This window comes from Cohnella sp. GCM10020058, from assembly GCF_042683485.1.
Taxonomy (GTDB): domain Bacteria; phylum Bacillota; class Bacilli; order Paenibacillales; family Paenibacillaceae; genus Cohnella.
In genome coordinates, this window is the sequence record NZ_JBHUJV010000002.1 from 234,226 (window position 1) to 254,820 (window position 20,595).

Sequence of the window (20,595 nt, forward strand, 5' to 3'; positions counted from 1 at the left end):
TTGGTTTGATACAATTCGTATAATGAAAAAAGCTTATTATATTCACCTTTATGGTGGAGGAGGCAAGGTAAGATATGAATTCACCATCCAGCCAGGCAAAGTGGCTGCGGATGACACGTTGGCTTTTATTTCCGATAGCGATCTTGTTGTTGCTCAGCTTTAAAGAAGGGAAACAAGCCTTAAGTTATTCATTCCTCCAAGCCGTTCCCTCTAATGAAGCAAGCCGCCTTGACCGTCCCTATGAAGATTGGCGGCAGCAAGAGCTGCCATTCGGTCTCGCCTCCTTTGATCTGGCACCATGGCGTTCTTATATGGATACCTGGGGATCTGATAAATATTTAGAAACCGCCGGAATTGTTTTTAACGTAAATGAAAAAGAAGCGGATGCAACCGCTCAGTTACTATCCGAGACCGGAATTCGATCGGCGCGTATCGAGATCAATTGGAGCAATATAGACTTCAATGACGAATCTAAATTTACTGCCCTTGAGGAATCCCGAATCAGAGCTACCCTTCACGCCCTCCATAAATACGGAATACGCCCGCTCATTTTGCTGAATGCAAATTCAGGCATTCCTGTTCCTAATAAGTTCGTTGACGTCCATTTAACAAAGAACGCCAAAGCAGGCAGCAGAGAGATCTACGTAAAATCCACCGCGGGCATTGTAGTGGGCTATACCGGCCTAAGCGGACAAGCTTACCAGACGATGTATCCGATTATTACGTCGGTAGATGCGAAGTCAGGACGGCTCACGCTGTCAGCACCCTTGACCAAGGAATTGAAAGCAGGCTCTCTTCGTCTGACCAGACTTAAATACAGACCCTTTTCTGGCACTGTCTATTCCGGAGGAAAAGCTAATCCTGCAGGGCAAGCGACGATGGACGGATGGACGCGGTATGTGAAAACCGTAACCATGCAGGTCAAAAAAATGCTCGGAACAAACGGTTCAGCAGATGCCGGCTTCGATCTGGAGGTATGGAACGAAGTTACATTCGGAAGCCAATTTCTTGATATCAACAATTATTATGAGAAAAAACAAGCGTTTCAGACCTATCCTTCCGTTATGATCGACGGCCAAAAAAAGCAGGGCATTCAAGCTTTACTGCCATTAACGCTTAGTTTTGTGCGAAATCCCGCAAACGGATTGCCCGGCGTAAATGTCATTGACGGATTTTCGAATCAGCATCCCTGGGAAAACGGAACGGAGATTTATACGGGACAAAGTGGATTCAGCCGTCATTACTACACTGGTTATAATGGCACTGCTTCTACTGTGCAGTTAAATGACACGACCTCAGCGAGAAATTACCAATCAGCCGACGGGAGCATCGTTGCAGGGAGTAAAGCTTATTTTCCGAAGCATGTAGCTGCTTTTCCCGAGTACTGGTACTACGCCTACCAGACGGAGTTTGTCGTGAGAGATCTCCAGCCTATACCGGGTCCTTGGTCCTTGCACGGCCGATATACCAATAACGGAGACGGTCAAGCAGCGCAAGTTTGGATGACCGAGAGCAATTGGTGGCGAGGAAAGTTCGCTGAAGAGCTGATGTCTAAAAAAAACATCAAAGCAAACGACGCCAGGTTAAGAACGCTGATGCAGCAGGTCGGGGCAAAAGCTTCAATCAGGCTGATGACATTCTCCAGTCACAAAGGCTTGCATACATTAAATCTTTTTTCCGCCAAGAGCGACGATCTTCATTACAGCGTTATCGCAGACGCTTTCTATACCGCTCTTGCAAAGAACCGTTATGTATTGAACGATCAAGTGCGGGCCGCCGCCGGCCCGCAGATGAAGGCATTAGAGGCGGTAGCGGGCTTAATGAAAGGCGGTTCGCCGATCGAGGTTGCCAGGCCATTGCGCGTCGAAAAAGTGGCGGAACCCGAACCTCGGTTGGTGCTAAAAGGCGACGGCACGGCAGCGCATCCCGATCAATTTAATCGAGACGATCTGGCCATATTGCCTTATCAACTAAATGAAAATAAATTCGCGATTGCCTATTACGTCATCACGCGGGATTTGACCCATGCTTGGCAGACCGCCTACGATCCGCTGGATGCCAGAAGGTATGATATGAAGCCAGAAACATTTTACGTTACACTCTCCAATATACTCGGAGATGGAGCGGAGGTGTACAGCTACGACCCGATCACCCGATCCAAGATAAAAGCAGCTGTATTGGATAGCAGTTCAAATACCATTACTGTCGAATTGGAGACCGTCGATTACCCGCGTTTTCTCGTCATAGAGGAGAAGAACGAAATCTCCGGGCCTTTGATTACAAATACGAAATTGATCAAAAGCGCCTCGGAAGCCGCATTTCAGTTTCAAACGAATGTAGTAGGTACCGCCACAATCACTTGGGGGCCTTACCCGGCTCGTACCGGAGGAACTTTTTCCGGCGCGCGATACGCGTCGGATACGGACATCGTCCCTTTGCAGTCCTATAAAGCGCCATTGTTGACGCCGGAGCGCTTGCCTCCCCTGACAAAGGGAACTTGGAAATGGGAGGGAACAATCTCCCCCGCTTATTCGGAAGCTTATACGTTCATTTTGGACACCAAACATTGCAATGTACAATTAAAGCTAGACGAGCAGCTCCTGATCGATGGATGTCAAAAACCTCAGAAGCAAGCTGCAGTATCGCTTGTAACGGGGCAAACTTATCAATTGGAATTAACGCTAAAAAACAACGGCAGCGGTCTGCCGACGATGTTTCTTTATTGGGCGAGCGATCACCAGGCGAAAACGCCAGTCCCTCCGGGTCCTGACGGAACGAATCGCATCGAACTAAATGCCTTACCCGGAGAGCCGCTAACCGTACCGCTTCCCGGATTTAAATCAGGAGACGGCGTTCGCTTACAATTTTCGGCTAGCGGCAGCGCGTTGACAACCCGCTATCCATTATGGGATTATGACGTCGCCGGCGTTTGGTGGCCTAAAAGCAGCGCTGTCCCGAAATAACGCCGTTTATACGGACAGCAGGATACAAGCCCTCACCTCCGATTCTCCGAGTCATATAATAGAAGACACCCGTCTCGGACAAGACGGCGACTTCTATAGTGAGGTGAGACTTCGTGGCGGATAGTCTGTCTGCTCAAAGCTTTGGCGCATCGGGTAACGGCACGAAAGACGATTCGGAGGCCTTAAGTCAAGCCGTCCAAACCGCAATTGTCTCAAGCGATACCGGAGGAGGCAACACGGTCACCCTCGGACCTGGTGTCTATCGGATTTCTTCCGACATTGTATTGCCAGCTTCGCTGACTTATCGATTTGCTGACGGCGCGATGCTGGCTCCCGACGCAGGCGTGACCGTCACCGTCCTCGGCAGCATCGAAGCCGGCATGTCGGCCGTATTCGGAGGTTCCGGAAGCTACAAAGGGCCTATGGCAGCTCCTGTTGTTTTACCGCAATGGTTTGGAGCGTCAGGCAGCCGGAATAGCGTTAACGGGAAAATCTCCAAAGGCTCCAACAAACTGATGCTGTCGAGTCCGCTCGATTTTCGCAACGGCCAGTTCGTTTCAATTCCCAGCGGCACGCCCTGCCTATTGAGTGCTCCCGCAGGCCTGAAGACTGTACTCACAAGCACTGGCGGCTCCTCATCGTACACTTATACAGTGCTCGCCGTCGACGTATACGGCGGCTTATCACCTGCTTCCTCCGTAACCGTACAACGAGGACCCGATCTTATTGCACCGGATAACGCCGTTGTCGTCTCTTGGAATGCGGTTGCAGGCGCCGCCGGCTATTACATTTATGGCCGTACTGTCGGTTCATCTGTCAGAATCGCCAGGGTGCAGGAAACTTCTTGGAGGGACAACGGAGCCGCTCTCCGTTCCACGGAACCGGCGCTCCCTAAATCATTGCCGTCACCAGGTATCTGGATCACTCGCATATTGAACGGAGCCGGCAGCAATGTGCTTACCTTAGAATCCAATTCCGCCTACACGTTGAACCAGCCGGTTAGCCATGATGATACGCTGCCCATTCGTCAGGCAATCAAGATGGCCGGATCCGGCGGAAAAGTAACTTTCCCGCCAGGTTCCTACCGTATTTACGATACGATTCAATGCGATGTGGCAGCGCTGACCGGGAATGGCAGACCATTGCTTATGTTTGTCCCCGAGTTTATTTACGACCTCAAACCATGTATCGACATCAATGCCGATACGGTTGTCAATGGACTTCAAATCGGAAGCGGCAAAGAATCTTATTACCTGGACAACGCGGTGTGGGCGGATCCGAAGCTATTTTCCATGCAGTATTATGACATGTTCGTTGTCGGCTGCTCCGGCTTTCGGGTATCGGGCGCTGCCAAACCGACATTTCGCGACGTTCGTACGGCCACGATCAAAGTCGGCCTGCTGTTAGACAGTACGGCCGGTCATATTTATGTATTTGAATCCAAGCTAAACGGACTTATCGGCGTCTATTGCCGTGTAAATACCGAAGACTATTATTTCGAGAGCTCTGATATTACCGGTGTGTTTTGCGGCTTGCTATTCGGCGTCAGATTAATATCCAATCACTACGGGGGATTCAGCGGTTACTTGAACCGCGTTCATATGGGTTTTTCCCCATACTCGATTTACCAGGCTATTGACGATCCCGATGTATATGCCTCCAGCGTATCCGTTTTAGGACTCATGGCGACTTTGGATTGGGTTAGTCAAGAGCAAATCGGGGAAGCGACGATTAAGCTGCTGCCCAAGTCCGATTCTCGTATCCGCGTGACCTGCGGGTTCGGACATAGCTGGAGCGATTATAAATACTCGACTCCAAGACAAGGATGGCAGTATGCGCTACCGGACAGCCTAATGCCCGCGAATCAGCGTCAGCAATACGCAGCTTGGTTCGGAACGCTGAGAGATAGCGACATTCCCAGAGGTTCTGTGACAGGCAATCTTACAGTGTCCAGCGCGCCTGGCGCGATCGGCTCTGCTCGAATTGAGAAGCTGTCGACGACATCGAATCTGGAAGGATTATATTTAGATCGCGTTACGATCGTAGCCAAGGAATCTTATTCCGAAGTATCCGTCAGTTCCTTTTCGCTTTTGCAGGATCGCACTAAGCAGGTCTACAACGCTGTCACGCGTGGAAATTTATTGCTTAATCCCGAGGCACCCGCGTCCTATAAAATTGTGGGAGGGACGCTGACGGTTGCCTCTAGTACGGATCTGTCCTTGCCGCGCTTGATGAGAGCTGAATTGGGAGCTACGCCAGTTACTCTTCTTTTTACGCCCGCATCTAATGCAACATTGAGCCAGATTCAGCTTAAGCTTGCCTCCGCGCCATATACGCCCGCTTCAAATCCTTTATCGATGAGCTTGTGGGCATACACGGCTTCGCAGAACGGAATGAACGTCAAGCTTAACGGGACTGGCAAGTCTTCTAACGATAATCGGTACTACTACAATCAAACCGTATACCCCAAGGGGGTCTGGTCAAAAATAACCGGCGTTGACGGAACGCCAATGGATGGTAGCGTTGCGTTTCAACAGGTTTCCATTGAGCTCCCCCGCGACCGCCCGACCTATTTCGCCGGCCTGATGCTCTCCGAAGGGCCGTTAGCCGCCTTTTCGCCGCGCTATCATATCGCCGCCGACGACGATGTCGAGCTTGTACGGCCTGGCGACGGCGTCATATTGACATCACCCGGAGGCAAGCGCTTTCGGCTTACGATTAACGATCAAGGTCAGATAACTATTTCGCCGGTGACTTGAACGGCCAAACGATGAAGCAGGGCCCTTACCCGCAATCGGCGTAAGGGCCCTTCCTTGGGCGCACGTATATCAATCAGATACAATACGTATACTGATAATAAAAGCGCTTAACTTATCTTTATGTGACGTTTCGTATCAACTAATGCAAATGTATCGGTAAACGTTTATCATTAAGTGACGGGATAAAAGGAGGGAATTCGTATGAATATTGGCAGCCGCATCGCCTATCTTCGTGATCAATCCGGCTGGACACAAGAAGAATTGTCCTCTTCCCTTGGCATTACCCGGGCCGCCCTCTCGCATTACGAGAAAAACAGGCGAGAACCTGATACGGAAATGCTGACCAAGTTGGCCGATCTATTCCAAGTATCGATCGACTATCTTGTGGGAAGAACACACCAGCCCCAGATGACGTTGGATGCTGAGGTGCGCCAGTTCACCGATCAATTAGAGCTTTCCGATGCAGACCAGCTGCTGGAGAGCTTTGCCTTAACGATCGACGGCCGGCGGCTGTCCAAGGAAGAAGCCAAGCGCTTTATCGCTTTTATCAGAGCCGAGAGGTCGTTGGGCTGAACGCATGCTGTGCACCATATGCAAGATACCCCGATGCCGCTTGGGGCGGTCGGGGTATTTTCTTTTAATACACGATATTCTGTTGTTCTTTCCTCTTTTCTTCCTCTTCAAACGCTTCCCATTTGCTGACGTCGATGCCAAGCTGGGTAAGAATGGTATGAATGCTAATCTCGACGGGGCTATTCCCGGACGATTCTAAGCCTGGATCCCTCTCCCTCTCCATCTCCGCACCTAAATCCCCTCTCTGGAAAATGAAACCTAATTCAACTAATCCTTATTATAAGGGACAAGGAATGCGGAGGGTGTCGAGTGATGTATGTCGCCAAATTTTTTTTATCGACTTGTCGAGTCGAGGGATGAAAAACGCTGCCTGATCCTACCAGAGTCATGCATTCGGACAAACGACAGATCCGTTCTATGCGCCAGGAGAGCTTCTCTAACATAAGAACGGAAAGTCCGCAAAACCCGCTTATCACGCGGGATTCAAGGATCAGACCGACTTCTCGTGCGGGATTTGAAATGCACATTCCCGCAATGGATATGACTGCATTTCCGGTATAAAAAAAATACGGAATGGAGCGGGAATCACCTCGCTTCATTCCGTATTTTAATGCCTTAAAAGTCTGTTTTATTCCCGTTCTTCCCTCTTTTTCCGCAGTCGAACAATTGTAACGATTGTCGTCATACCGCGAAAATCGTCAATTGCCGCCGACGCGCGACAGATCGCGCATATTGGCTTCGAAGGCGGCCAGGAGCGCTTGCTCGCCGCTAAGACCTTGCGCCTGCACCTTTTCAATCTGCTCCATCATCCGCTTGTAGTCCTTCGGAATAACCTTGACGATCTTCGGCAGGATGGCTTCCCAATCGCTCAGGACGCGCTCGCCAAGCTCGCTGTCGGTATAGCGGACATGATTTTCGATGAGGCGGCGCACTTCGGCGATCTCGTGCTCTTCCTCGAGAGACTCCAGGCTGACCATCTCGAAGTTGCAGCGCTTGACGAAGTCTCCGTTCCAATCGACAACGTATGCGATGCCCCCGGACATGCCGGCCGCGAAGTTGCGCCCCGTACGTCCCAGGATAACCACGCGCCCGCCGGTCATGTATTCGCAGCCGTGGTCGCCCACGCCTTCGACGACGACGTTCGCGCCGCTGTTGCGGACTGCGAACCGCTCGCCCGCGACGCCGCGGATATACGCTTCGCCGCCGGTCGCACCGTACAGCGCCGTGTTGCCGGCGATGATGTTGTCCTCGGCCTTAAAGGTCGCGGACTGCGAAGGGAACACGGCGAGCTTGCCGCCCGACAGGCCCTTGCCGATGTAGTCGTTGGCGTCACCCTCGAGCGTCAGCGTCATGCCCTTCGGAATGAACGCGCCGAAGCTCTGTCCGGCCGTGCCGACGAAGTGGAACGCAATCGTGTCTTCGGGCAATCCGGCTTTGCCGTGACGGCTCGTCACTTCGTGGCCGACAATCGTGCCTACGACACGGTTCGTGTTCTTGATCGGGAACGTGCCGCGCACGCGCTCGCCGCTCTCAATCGCCGGAAGCGCCGCTTGCAGCAGGTGCTGCATGTCGAGCGACTCCTCGAGACCATGGTTCTGCGACTTGCGGTTGTAGCGGAACGAGCCTTCCGGCAGCTCCGGCATGTACAGCAGATCGGTCAGATCCACGCCGTTTGCCTTGAAGTGCGAGATCGCCTTCTTCGTATCGAGGCGGTCCGTACGTCCGACCATCTCTTCGATCGTGCGGAAGCCCATCTGCGCCATGATCTCGCGAAGATCTTCGGCGAGGAAGCGCATGTAGTTGACGACGTACTCCGGATCGCCCATGAACTTCTTGCGAAGCTCGGGGTTCTGCGTCGCGACGCCGACCGGACAGGTGTCGAGCTGGCACACGCGCATCATGATGCAGCCCAGTACGACGAGCGGCGCGGTCGAGAAGCCGTACTCTTCGGCGCCGAGCAGCGCGGCGATCGCGATGTCGCGGCCGGTCATCATCTTGCCGTCCGTCTCCACGACGACGCGGTCGCGCAGATTGTTCAAGATCAGCGTCTGATGGGTCTCGGCGAGGCCGAGCTCCCATGGCAGACCCGCATGGCGGATCGAGCCGATCGGCGATGCGCCGGTGCCGCCATCGTAGCCGCTGACGAGGATGACGTCCGCGCGCCCCTTGGCTACGCCTGCCGCGATCGTGCCTACGCCGACCTCGGAGACGAGCTTGACGTTGATCCGCGCCTTCGGATTGGCGTTCTTCAGATCATGGATGAGCTCTGCCAGATCCTCGATCGAATAGATATCGTGATGCGGCGGCGGCGAGATCAGGCCGACGCCCGGCGTCGTGCCGCGCACTTCGGCGACCCAAGGATAGACCTTGCGGCCCATCAGCTGTCCGCCTTCGCCCGGCTTCGCGCCTTGCGCCATCTTGATCTGGATCTCGTCGGCGTTGGACAGGTAGTAGCTCGTGACGCCGAAGCGTCCGGAAGCGACCTGCTTGATCGCGCTGCGGCGGGAATCGCCGTTGGCGTCCGGGATGAAGCGCGCCGGATCTTCGCCGCCCTCGCCCGAGTTGGACTTGCCGCCGATGCGGTTCATCGCGATCGCGAGCGACTCATGCGCTTCCTTCGAGATCGAGCCGAACGACATTGCGCCGGACTTGAACCGCTTGAAGATCGACTCGGCCGGTTCGACCTCCTCGATCGGCACCGGCGGCTGGTCGAGCTTGAAGTCGAGCAGCGAGCGCAGCGTACGGATCTCCTCGTATTCGCCCTGGACGAGCGAGGCGAACTTTTTGTACAGCTTATAGTCGTTGGACCGCGTCGCCATCTGGAGCGTGTGGATCGTCTTCGGATTGAAGAGGTGATCCTCGCCGTCCTTGCGCCACTGATAATCGCCGCCGGAATCCAGCTCGCGCTCCGCGCCTTCTTGCGTTGCATAAGCGCGGGCATGCGCCTTCAGCGTGTCGCTTGCGATCGTCTCGAGACCGACGCCGCCGATTCGGGACGGCGTCCAGGTGAAGTGGCTGTCGATCAGATCGCCGCGCAGGCCGATCGCTTCGAAGATCTGCGCGCCGCGGTACGATTGGATCGTGGAGATGCCCATTTTGGACAACACCTTCACAACGCCCTTATTTGCGGCCTTCAGATAGTTCTTAACGGCCTTCTCGTGCGAGATATTGCGCATCATGCCCTGGCGGATCAGATCGTCGAGCGTCTCGAACGCCAGGTACGGATTGACCGCGCTGACGCCGTAGCCGATCAGCAGCGCAAAGTGATGCACCTCGCGCGGCTCGCCGGATTCGAGCAGGATGCTGACCTTCGTCCGCGTGCCTTGACGGATCAGATGGTGATGAACCGTCGATACGGCGAGCAGCGAAGGAATGGCCGCATTGTCCGCATCGATGCCGCGGTCCGACAAGATCAAAATGTTGTGGCCGTGCTTCATGACGCGATCGACCGCCGCGCACAGCTCTTCGAGCGCCTGCTTCAGGCCCGCTTCGCCTTCGCCTGCCGGGAAGTAGATCGGCAGCGTGATCGACTTGAAGCCCGGACGATGGACATGGCGCAGCTTGGCGAAGTCCTCGTTGGACAGAATCGGCGAGACGAGACGAATATGGCGGCAGCTCTCCGGTTCAGGATTGAGCAGATTGCGCTCCGGTCCGACCGTCGTGTAGGTGGACGTGACGATCTCTTCGCGAATCGCGTCGATCGGCGGGTTCGTCACCTGCGCGAACAGCTGCTTGAAGTAGTTGAAAAGACGCTGCGGACGATCGGACAACACCGCGAGCGGCGCGTCGTAGCCCATCGATGCGAGCGGCTCGACGCCTGCGGTCGCCATCGGCTCGATAATCTTGCGCACGTCCTCGAACGAGTAACCGAACGCCTGCTGGCGCTGCTGTACCGTAGCGTGGTCGAGCTCGGGCAATTCGAGCGCCTCGGGCAGTTCCTCAAGGTCGACGAGGTGCTCGCTGAGCCATTCGCGGTAAGGATGCTCGGATACGATCGCCTTCTTGAGCTCCTCGTCGGCGATGATCCGGCCTTCTTTGGTATCGACCATCAGCATGCGGCCCGGACGCAGACGGTCCTTGAGCACGATCTCTTCCTGCGGAATCTCGATGACGCCGGCTTCGGAAGCCATGATGATGATGTCGTCCTTGGTTACGCAGTAGCGCGCAGGGCGCAGGCCGTTGCGGTCGAGGACGGCCCCGATCTGAACGCCGTCGGTGAAGCCCATCGCGGCCGGACCGTCCCACGGCTCCATCAAGGTGCTGTGGTATTCGTAAAAGGCGCGCTTGTCGTCGTCCATTTGCTCGTCGTTCTGCCAAGGCTCAGGAACCATCATCATCGCGCAGTGCGCGAGCGGACGGCCTGCAAGGTACATGAACTCGAACGTGTTGTCGAACTTGCCCGTGTCGGAGCCGTCATGGTTGATAACCGGCTTGACCTTCTCCAGATCGTCCCCGAACAGTTCGGATTCGAACAGCGTCTGGCGGGCATGCATCCAGTTCTCGTTGCCGCGGAGCGTATTGATCTCCCCGTTGTGAATCAGATAGTGGAACGGATGCGCGCGCTCCCAGCTCGGGAACGTGTTGGTCGAGAAACGGGAGTGGACGAGTGCGATCGCCGATACGAGCGCGGGGTCGTGAAGCTCCGTATAGAAATGCCCGACTTGCTCGGTGGTGAGCATGCCTTTGTAAATGATCTTCTTGGAAGACAAGCTCGGCACATAGAAAATCTCGCCGTCCGGAATGCCGGAATAACGGATTGCCTTCTCGGCGCGCTTGCGCAGCACGTACAGCTTGCGCTCGTAAGCCAGATCGTCGGCGAGCGCCGCCGGACGGCCGATGAACACCTGGCGCACGAACGGCTTGACGCGCTTCGCGGAGATGCCCAGCGTGCTGTCGTCGGTCGGAACCGTACGCCATCCGATTACGGACAAGCCTTCTTCCGCAGCGATGCCTTCGAGCAGCGCCTCGTGTTCGGCGCGGCGCGAATCGTCCTGCGTCAGGAACACCATGCCGACCGCATACTGCTCGGGCTCCGGCAGGGAAAACGCGGTCTCGCGCACGAAGAAATCGTGCGGGATCTGCAGCAGGATGCCAGCCCCGTCCCCGGAATTCGGCTCGGCGCCTTGGCCGCCGCGATGCTCCATGTTAATAAGAAGACTTAGCGCCTGCTCGACGATCTCATGCGACTTCCGGCCTTTGATATGGGCGACGAATCCCATTCCGCAAGCATCCCGCTCATATTGCGGATCGTACAACCCCTGCTTCGGGGGCAATCCGTTCACGAATTGTGTCATGATGAAGCGCAACCTTTCTATAGAAAAAATAGGGTGTCGAGAGCCAACGGTTCGACGGCGTCCGGCCGGTCAAATAAAGTTCGACGAACGGCAGGCGGGATGCGGCGCGGAATAATATGATCTGCTACAATATTATTGGCAACGCATAAACGCCCGAATAATCGAAGGAAAACGGCGAGGTAACGGGAAATCGTTCGGGATTTGCTTCGAAAATTCGTGCAAAACTAATAAATATTCATTTTTATTGTTATGCTATTTTAACATTACAGCGTCAGCAAAGGCAATTTAATATTTTTATGAAGGCGATAATCAATGTTTGGCTGATCCCGCAGCCCGCCTTCGAGAGGAGAACTCAATGTCGATCCAAGCAAGGCGCCGCTCCGCGGCCCTGCTCGTCGCCCTCGCCGTATGCGCAGTGCCTGCCGCCGCTTATGCCGCCGGCGAGCAGTCCTCGCCGTCCGCCTCCGCGCACGTCGCGTTTAAGATCGTGTCGCTCGGCGACTCCATTTCGCTGGGCTACGAGCCTGGCGTGACCCGCGCCACGGACATCTACGGTTATGCAGACAGGTTATATGTCAACGCGCTGCTTCACGGACGCGCGGAGCTTGCCAATTATGGCGCGCTCGGCTTGCAAAGTGCCGGCCTGACCCGACTGCTCGCCGGCGCCGTCGAAGGCCGGAAGCTGACGGCGAACGAGCTGCAGGACTACTCGGCCTACGATCCCGCCGCCAAGGCGCAAGCGGACGCGGTAGCCGCCAGCGCTCCGGCGCTTCGGGACAGTCTGGCGGATGCCGATCTGGTGACGCTTACGATCGGAGGCAACGATTTTGCCGCTATCGTCCGCGACATCGTCGGCAAGACCGATACCGACGCCACGTCTTCCTTTGAGAAAACGTTCGACGAAAAACTGAATAATTATGCAGAGCAATTGCAAGCAAATCTTCGGACGCTTCGCAGCCTGGCGCCCCAGGCGCGCATTGAAATCGCCGATCAGTATTCGCCCGTGTCCAAGATCGTCGGCGATACGCTGTATGCCGAGTTGAATGCCTCGATCGCCAAGCTGAGCGCCAAACTCGACGAGCTCAAGACTTCGCTCGCTGCCGAAGGCATCGCAGTCGACATCGTACATATCGGCGCTGCGTTTCAGGGCAAAGAAGTCCTGTACACGCACTTCAGCCCGATTTTCGGCGTGACGGACATTCATCCGACCCAGGCCGGCTACGAAACGATTGCACGGGCATTCGCAGCGCCCGTCTGGCCGGAATATACCGAGGTCGCCCCTTCGGACAAGGCGGCGAATCCGGCACCGACCGTCTACATCAGAGGCAAGCTGCTCACAACGCAGAACAAGCCTCAACTGAAGAGCAACACGACCTTCCTCGCCCTGAGCGACATCGCCGCAGCGACCGGCGCCGAGCTGCAGTGGGACAACAAGACCAAGACCGCCACGTTTAAGCAAAACGGGCGCGAAGTGAAGCTCACCATCGGCGCGAAGACGATCGTCGTGGGCGGTGTGAAGCAGGCGCTGAACGTACCTGCCTATTTGCAGACGGTCGGCAAAGTAAGCAAAACGTACGTGCCGCTCGCGGCAATCACGCAAGGCCTGGACTACCAGGTCGTCTACCAAGCCAAGCTGCATACGGCATTCATTAATTCCTGATAGCTTTCGTTAAACGTCCGTGATTCATTCGCGGACGTTTTTAATGCGTTCAAAGTCATCGTAATTAATCCAACAAACCGAAAAAATAAAAAAGCCGCTTGTTCAAGCGACCTATCACTCCTATTTTAGGCGCTAAATAGAAGATTCGGATTTCTAATATGTCAAACATTTTTTTACATTACTTCCACGCCGGGAAGCCCCACTCCTCCTCGACCTTTCTCTCTACTATTTTTTTAAATTTAACCTTCTTTCGCCACTGCGCATAGACCCTGCTCTTTTTGAATAGATCCCAAAATTATTGCAACCAACTGATTCGCAATCTTTTCATGGCCTGTTTTGTTCGGATGAAAATGATCTTCAAAATAATCGCTCCACTTTTCGCAAACCGAACTTACGTCGGCCCATATCAATCTGGGGTTTTTTAATTGTTCAACGACTTCCTTGGAACGTTTAGAAAACGTTTCGAAGGACGCAAACGAACCCGGAAAAAAACGGTCGTCTATACCGAAGTGAGAAAGGACGATAATTTTCGAATGTGTCCGATTTAGCAAACTGGACAGAATGAATCGAAGATCCGCAGCATAATCACTTTCAGTAGATATTGTTGCCCCCCGGAACAAACGAATTAACATATTCTTGGTCCGCCAACGAACATTGGACTCCATTTTTTGTGGCAATCTTTTCATAAACTTTTTTGAAAAATAAGGCCGAGGATCCATCCACCCCGTTTTCCTCCAGCGAGCGGGCATGTACTTCAGCGCTGATGCCTTCGGCCTTATAACGGCTTCTACGGTAACATGAGAAAAGACAATGTAATCGGCGGAACACGCAATAATTTCGTCCAGCGTTCCTTTTACTTCTGCAATCGGCATGGCGCTTTTGGCGAAATTAAAAACACTTGCGTCCATTAATGTACCTACAAGATCGGAATATTTGTGGCCTTCGACGCCTAACCCGTGCGTAATCGAATCCCCGGTAAAAGCAATTACGGTTTGGTTTGAAAAAGACGCCATCCGGAGATCACCCTCGCATGTATACAATTTGTATCATTTTAAATCTAAAATGCTATTAGCGTCAATGCAGAAAGAGAAATATCAAGCACAAAGGCCGCCTCGCGTCAAGACGGACCCGAGACGGCCTTTAAAAGCCGGCGCTTATTTCACTTTAACACGCACGTTAACCGTTTTCCCGCCGTAAGCCGCCTTGACGGTCACGCTGCCTTTCCCGACCGCCGTCACGACGCCCCCGGTCACCTTGGCGACCTTGGTGGACGAAGCCGTCCAGGCGGAGTATGCGGTAACGTCAAGCGTTCTCCCGTTTTCGTAAACCGCCGTCACCTTGACCGAGTCGGTCGCGCCGACCGCCAGATCCAGCGACGCATCCGAGACGGTCAGCTTGGTCAGCTTCGCCTTTACGGTTACCGGCACGGACAACGCCTTGCCCTGGTACGTAGCCGTCAGCTTGGTCGATCCTTCCGCCAGCAGCGACTTCGCCGAGCTGCCCTTCACCGTAGCGATCGTCTCGTCTTCGGACGCCCACACCATGCGGGAGCTCAGGTTGATGAGCTTGCCGGACTTGGTCTTGCCGGTCACCTTGACGCTCTGCGACTTGTTCAGCGTGAGCGACACGGCGGACGGCTCGATCGTATAGCTCACATACTCTTCCTCGACGGTAGCGGTCACCTTCACCGTCTTGTTCAGGTACGTGCCGGTCAGCGTCGTCTTGACCGCCAGCAATCCCTTCAAGCTCGCGTCCTTGACGAGAACGCTGGTGGAAGCCGACTTCCAGACGACGTCCGCGCTGACGTCGGCCTCGTCGCCATCTTCATAAACGGCGGTTACCTTGGGAAGCGATACCGTTTGCCCGATAATCAGGCTGACGTTGTCTTGCTCCGACAGCAGCGTGAGCAGCTTTTTGCTCACAGTTACTTCGATTGTGTCCGTGTAGGTGGAGCCCGATGTCACCGTTGCTGTCAACGTTGCCTTGCCGGCCTTCAGCGCGGTCCACTTGCCGTCATCTCCGATGCTGACAACCGAGCTGTCCGAGGAAGTCCACTTGGCCAGCTTGGTGACGTCGGCCGAGCTCTCGTCCAGCGCCGTGCCCTTGACCTGAGGCAGATCGGCAGTGTCGTCTACGTACACTTCGAGCTTGTCCTTGGCGATCTCGATCTTGCTGACCGTCGGATAGACCGTCACGGTCAGTTCCTTAACCACGCTCTTATAGGTCAGTTTAACGGTTGCCGTGCCCTTGCCTCGCGGCACAACGGTCGCCGTGGCGCCGGTGCCGCTGACGGAGATAACGTTCAAATTGGTGGATTCCCATTGGGCGCCCTCAAGCACCGGATCGATAACCGATCCGTTAACCGTCTTTGCCGTAATCGTCACCGGCGCGCCGGACAGCGCGAGATGCTGCGCCGCGCTTGGCGTAAAGATGATCGCCTCGAACGGCGTACGGACAGCTACCGTGGCGGTAGCCGTCACGCCCAGATAGGTCGCGGTGATCGTCGCCGTACCTGCGGCCACCGGCGTGAGCTTGCCGTCTTCGTCTACGGTCGCCACGGCTTCGTTGCTGCTTTTCCATGTGGCTTTGCCGGTTACCGAATCAGTCGGTCCGGAAGCGCTCAGGGCCTTCGCGACAAGCGATTTGGCAGCTTCGCCGACCTGCATTTCGAAAGGTCCTTTGGCGCCTTCGGAATCGGTAATCGACATCGACTTATAAGGCGAACTCACCGTCAGGTCGATCGTATCGGTACGGCCCTGGTACTTGGCCGTGATTGTCGTCTTGCCCGCTACGTTGATCGTAAGCTTGCCTGCGCTGACGCTGACGACGGACGTATCCGATGACGTCCATGTCGCTTTGTCGGTCAGATCGTCCAGCGCGCTGCCGTTAACGCCGAATGCTTGAAGGGAGATTTCGTCTCCTACCTTCACATCCATCTTGTCTCCGGCGTCGGTGGAAGACCCTTTTGTCCGAAGCTTCAGCTCGGAGTAATGATATTTGGCGTTAAGCGTCACGCTCGCCGAGTAGCCTTGATATTTGCCGGTGATGACGACATTGTTCGCTTCGCCCGTCGCGGTCACGATGCCCTTGGAGACGGAGACGGCCGAATTAGAGGATACCCATGTTGCGTCGTTCGTTACGTTGCTCGTCGAACTCCCGCCGGTCGTGCTATCCGTGGTCGTAGCCCATAACAGCAGGACCAGCGTCCCGTCGTCGACGTATATCGTTTTTTCGTTGTCGCTCAACTCGTCCAGCTTGACGGAAGTAATCGTCGTAGCAGCCTTGACAGCTCCCGTGGTGCCAAGCACTCCCGAAAACAATAGCGCGGCCAGAAGCGCCGCCGTCAGCCGTCCCAGTCTTCCGATCCGGCTTCGCGGCGGTCTTTGGGTCATCATCATCTTGTGTTCGTGCCTCCTAATCTTGAATTCCCGGTATTGGCAAAATGGACAGTCTTATTTTCATTAACGGCTTGCACGCGGCAAAAATGAATAAAAACGTCGAAAATCGGGACATAAGTCTCAAAAATCGAGCGTAATCAGAAAATAAAAAATACAACTCTTGGACGGCTAAAAAGAAACCGTCAGGGGAGATCGCCCTGACGGTCATTTTAGATTGGGCCGATATTCCAAACTTGATTCGTGCGGAACGCCTGTCGTTGACTCATCCGTCAGCCTGTACGACAGGTTGGGCTATCGGCGCCCGCGTTGTTCTTTTGCCGCCGCGTTGTTCTTTCGTCGTAATGCCTGCAAATATACATCTTTTCCCACCGATGTCGGCCCTGTTAACCAGAATAACTGCAAAACCGCAGTTATTTTCCTCTATCAGTCCCATCTCCGACTCGCGCCTTGAATTTACCTGCACATTTGCATGTATTTAATTAAGTGTCGTTCGCAGACCGAAAACACATGTACATATGCAGGTTTTTCAATCCGCAAAACGTCCTTCGACACCCCCGGCACTAAGCCTGCAGCGTCCCAAGCTCGGCTTGCACCGGCCGGATCTTACGGCTGCGAAGCGCGAACAAACCGAGCGTCAGCGCGACGAACACCGCGGCAAACGCCGCCAGATCGAGCAGCTGCTCGCCGATCAGCGAGGCCGAACGGCCCGCGAGCGCAAGGCGCAGCGCTTCGATCGCATGCGTCATCGGCATCCATTCGCCGATCGCTTGCAGCCAGTGCGGCAGCAGCTCCTTCGGATACGTACCCTCGCTCGCAGCCAGCTGCAAGGTCAGCAGAACGACGGCGACGAAGCGACCGACCGTATCTGCAAGCGAGACGAGAAATTGCACGATCGTCATGTAGGTTAAGGCGATGACCGCGCTGATGGCGTAGAAGATTGCGACGTTCGGCACCTTTAATCCAATGCCGTAGATCAGCACCGTATCCGCCAGCGCCACCTGCAGCAGCACAACCGGCGCGAACAGCAGCAGCTTGGACGCGTACCAGGTCCACCCGTTCTTCACCTTGCCCGCAGCGTCGCGCAGCGGCAAAATGACGGTGGACATAAGCACGCCTACGTAGAGGCCCAGCGCCAGGAAGTACGGCGCCATCCCCGTGCCGTAGTTCGGCACGTCCGTCAGCTTGTGCTCGGAGACGGCGACCGGATCGGCGAACATCGCCGCCTGATTGTCCCCGCTCTTCACGCTGCCCGCTTCGGCGGAAGCATCCTGCAGCTTGGCGCCAAGCTCGCTCGAGCCGCTCTCCAGCTTCTGCAGCCCGTCCTCGAGCGACGCCGTGCCGTCCGCCAGCTGCGCCGCGCCGCTCTTCACCGTGCCGGCGCCCGAGCCGGCGCTCTCGATGCCGCTCGCGAGCGTGCCCGCGCCTGCGGCCAGCTTGCTCGCGCCATCGGTCAGGCGCGCCGCGCCAGACTCCGCCTCGCCAAGCTTGGCGCCGAACTGCCCCAGCCCCTCGCTAAGCGTAGCCGTGCCCGCCTGCAGCTGATTCGCGCCTTCAACCAGCTGTCGCTGCCCCGCCGACAACTGCTCGGCGCCCGCAGCCGCAGACGCCGCCCCCTGCTGCGCCTGCGTCGCGCCATCCGCCACGCGCTGCGAGGCGGCGACCAGCTGCTGCAGCGCTTCGTCGTCGGGATGCGCCGCCGCGTACTGCTTCAGCCCGTCGGCGAGCTGGCCCGCGCCGTCGGCGACCTGGGCGACGCCTTTCTCAACCTGTCCGGCGCCAGTCGCCAGCTTGGCACTGCTGTCGGCAAGCTTGCCGGCGCCCGCAGCCAGCTTGCCCGCAGCCGAATCCGCCTGCGAAGCGCCCGCAGCCAGCTTGCCTTGCGCCGCGGCCAACTGCTTGAGGCCGCCGTCCAGCTCCGCGGAGCCGCTTGCCAGCGTGCCCGCACCGCTCTGGAGGCTCGCCGCGCCGCCGGCCAGCTTGCCGAATCCTTGCTGCAGCTTGATCGTGCCGTCCGCCAGCTTCGCCAGATTATCGCGCAGCGTCTTCGCGCCGCCCGCCGCGTCCTTGGCGCCGTCCGCGAGCTTCTGCGCGCCTTCGGCCGCGTCGCCGAACCCGGTCGCCGCCTGGCCTACGGACTCGAGCGTCGCCTTGGCATAAGCCTTCGTCACCTCGCGGCCGACGTCGGTCTTGAGCTTCTCCGCCGCGGATTCGCCGATCCGGCTCGTCAGGTAGTTCCAGCCGTCGTCGACGAAATATTGAACGTTCGCCTGCTGCGGGGCTTCATCCTGCAGCGTCGCGGTTTTCGCCGAGAAGTCCGCCGGCACGACGAACGCCAGCGAGTAACGGTGGTCCGCCAGTCCGTCCATGGCGTCCTTCTCGTCCGTGAATACCCACTTGAACGACGTACTCCCCTTTAACTCCCCGACCAAATCGTTGCCGACCGTCAGCTTCTCGCCATTCAGCTCGGCACCGCGATCTTCGTTAACGACCGCGACCGGCATGGCATCCAGCTTGCCGTAAGGGTCCCAGAAAGCGCCGATCAGCATGCCGCTGTACATCAATGGAATCAGCGCAAGGCCCAGAATCGAGATCATGGCCATTTTGCTGCCCGTCAGCCTCTTGAATTCGCCGGCGATAACGCCGCCGGCCGCTTTGAATTTTCCCACGACACATCTCTCCCGATCTTAAATTAACACGTTCATACAAAATGACCATTTTACCCATTCGGTCACTATTGACCAAAAAAAGAAGCGATCAATCGACCGCCAATCCTTCCAGACAGTAAAAACGAAAATTCGCCAGCACCTGCTCCGCGTTAAGCGGCTCATGCAAATGGTCGCCCTCGGCAGCCAGCGCCAGGTACATTTTCAGCATCATGTACGCCGTCAGCGCCGGATCCGAACGACGTACTTCTCCTTTGGCGATCGCGTCCTTCACATGACCGGCAATATAATCGACGATCGAGCGCTCTACGGACTCGAGACCGCCGCTGGCCATCGGCGTGCCGAACTCCTTGACCTCTTGCGAGAGCTTGACGACCAGCCCGTGCCGATCGCGATAAGCCAGCACCTGCTGAAGAATGCGCAGCAAGTTGTCCTCGAAAAGGAGCGCGGGATCGAGCGTCCGCTCCGCGACCGCCTTGAGCTCGGCGATCAGTTCCTTCACGATCTGCTCGAACAGCTCTTCTTTGTTGGCGAAAAAGGTATAAATCGTCCCTTTGCCCACGCCGGCGGCCTTTGCGACCTGGTCCATCGTCGTCGCCTTGTAGCCGAATGCTGCAAACGAACGCGAAGCCGCCTCGAGCACTTGCTTGCGCCGGTCCGTCGGCTTGCGGTCGATCGTTTCCACAGCGCTCCCTCCTTTTCACGTTTCCAAATTGACCAATTTAACAATCCGGTCAGTTCGTTCTGCACCTACAATAACATACTCGGCGCAAGGTTTCAATCCCACATTCCAGACTACTGTTCCCCTTACGCCTTGTCCTTCAGGCCATAATCCGTCCCAAGCGTATCCAGGCATTGCAGACACTGCTCCGACCAGCGCCGCATCCGGTCGATCCTGCGAATCTCGGCCTCCCATGCGGCAGCGAGCGATCTCCGATAAGGCGGCACCTCTCCGGCGAAAGGGACGGCGTCCCGCAGCATGACCCACACCTTTTCCCGCTCCGCCGAAGCTCTCCGCTCGTGAAACAGCGCCGCGTCCGGATTGTAGGCGCTATGCAGGTCCCCCTGCTGCGGATGCCGCAGCACCGCCATGATCTCCACCAGCACCCGTCGCTCGTCTGCGCTCGCAACCTTTCCTATATATTGTCCCGTCTTGTGCTCCGCCTTTACGATTTGTCCGACGTCCAGCATCTCATCCAGCCTCCCGTATCCTTATTGCCACCATTGTACAGGAGAAGCCTCCGGAATGCATGGCAGGCGCTGTCTATTTTTGTCTGAAGCACGT

General features: G+C 56.0%; 10 protein-coding genes. 4 read left to right on the forward strand and 6 right to left on the reverse strand.

Annotation, left to right across the window (positions count from 1 at the left end; genetic code table 11):
* Positions 1-74 precede the first annotated feature (74 nt).
* From ACFSR7_RS04275 to ACFSR7_RS04285, 3 genes are all read left to right on the forward strand, one after another.
* Entirely contained in the window at positions 75-2,963 is a 2,889-nt protein-coding gene (locus tag ACFSR7_RS04275) for a PA14 domain-containing protein (RefSeq protein WP_378159298.1), read from the forward strand.
* 113 nt (positions 2,964-3,076) lie between these two features.
* A complete protein-coding gene (locus tag ACFSR7_RS04280; RefSeq protein ID WP_378159299.1) occupies positions 3,077-5,722 on the forward strand; it encodes a fibronectin type III domain-containing protein in 2,646 nt (881 codons plus the stop codon).
* Between the two features lie 201 nt (positions 5,723-5,923).
* Positions 5,924-6,295, forward strand: coding sequence for a helix-turn-helix domain-containing protein (locus tag ACFSR7_RS04285; RefSeq protein WP_090110849.1), 372 nt, complete (start codon positions 5,924-5,926; stop codon positions 6,293-6,295).
* A gap of 698 nt (positions 6,296-6,993) precedes the next feature.
* Here ACFSR7_RS04285 and gltB read toward each other — a convergent pair.
* Positions 6,994-11,589 (reverse strand): glutamate synthase large subunit, encoded by a 4,596-nt coding sequence (gene gltB, locus ACFSR7_RS04290; protein ID WP_378159300.1) that lies wholly within the window; start codon positions 11,587-11,589, stop codon positions 6,994-6,996.
* Between the two features lie 355 nt (positions 11,590-11,944).
* Between gltB and ACFSR7_RS04295 the strand changes: the two genes are divergently transcribed.
* The gene (locus ACFSR7_RS04295) at positions 11,945-13,249 is read left to right on the forward strand and encodes an SGNH/GDSL hydrolase family protein (protein ID WP_378159301.1); all 1,305 of its coding nucleotides are present in this window, start codon (positions 11,945-11,947) and stop codon (positions 13,247-13,249) included.
* A 239-nt stretch (positions 13,250-13,488) separates the two neighbouring features.
* Here the strand turns inward: ACFSR7_RS04295 and ACFSR7_RS04300 are convergent, their stop codons facing one another.
* The 5 genes from ACFSR7_RS04300 to kapB all read right to left on the reverse strand — a co-directional run bounded on the left by ACFSR7_RS04300 (position 13,489) and on the right by kapB (position 20,501).
* The gene (locus ACFSR7_RS04300) at positions 13,489-14,262 is read right to left on the reverse strand and encodes an SGNH/GDSL hydrolase family protein (RefSeq protein ID WP_378159302.1); all 774 of its coding nucleotides are present in this window, start codon (positions 14,260-14,262) and stop codon (positions 13,489-13,491) included.
* Between the two features lie 141 nt (positions 14,263-14,403).
* On the reverse strand, positions 14,404-16,647 hold the full coding sequence (locus ACFSR7_RS04305) for an Ig-like domain-containing protein (protein ID WP_378159303.1): 2,244 nt from the start codon (positions 16,645-16,647) through the stop codon (positions 14,404-14,406).
* Positions 16,648-17,207: 560 nt separating this feature from the next.
* A complete protein-coding gene (locus tag ACFSR7_RS04310; RefSeq protein WP_378159304.1) occupies positions 17,208-19,313 on the reverse strand; it encodes a YhgE/Pip family protein in 2,106 nt (701 codons plus the stop codon).
* A gap of 88 nt (positions 19,314-19,401) precedes the next feature.
* Complete coding sequence (locus ACFSR7_RS04315) at positions 19,402-19,995, reverse strand: TetR/AcrR family transcriptional regulator (protein ID WP_378159305.1); 594 nt, start codon at positions 19,993-19,995, stop codon at positions 19,402-19,404.
* 122 nt (positions 19,996-20,117) lie between these two features.
* The gene (gene kapB / locus ACFSR7_RS04320) at positions 20,118-20,501 is read right to left on the reverse strand and encodes a sporulation phosphorelay system protein KapB (RefSeq protein ID WP_378159306.1); all 384 of its coding nucleotides are present in this window, start codon (positions 20,499-20,501) and stop codon (positions 20,118-20,120) included.
* Between the last annotated feature and the right edge of the window lie 94 nt (positions 20,502-20,595).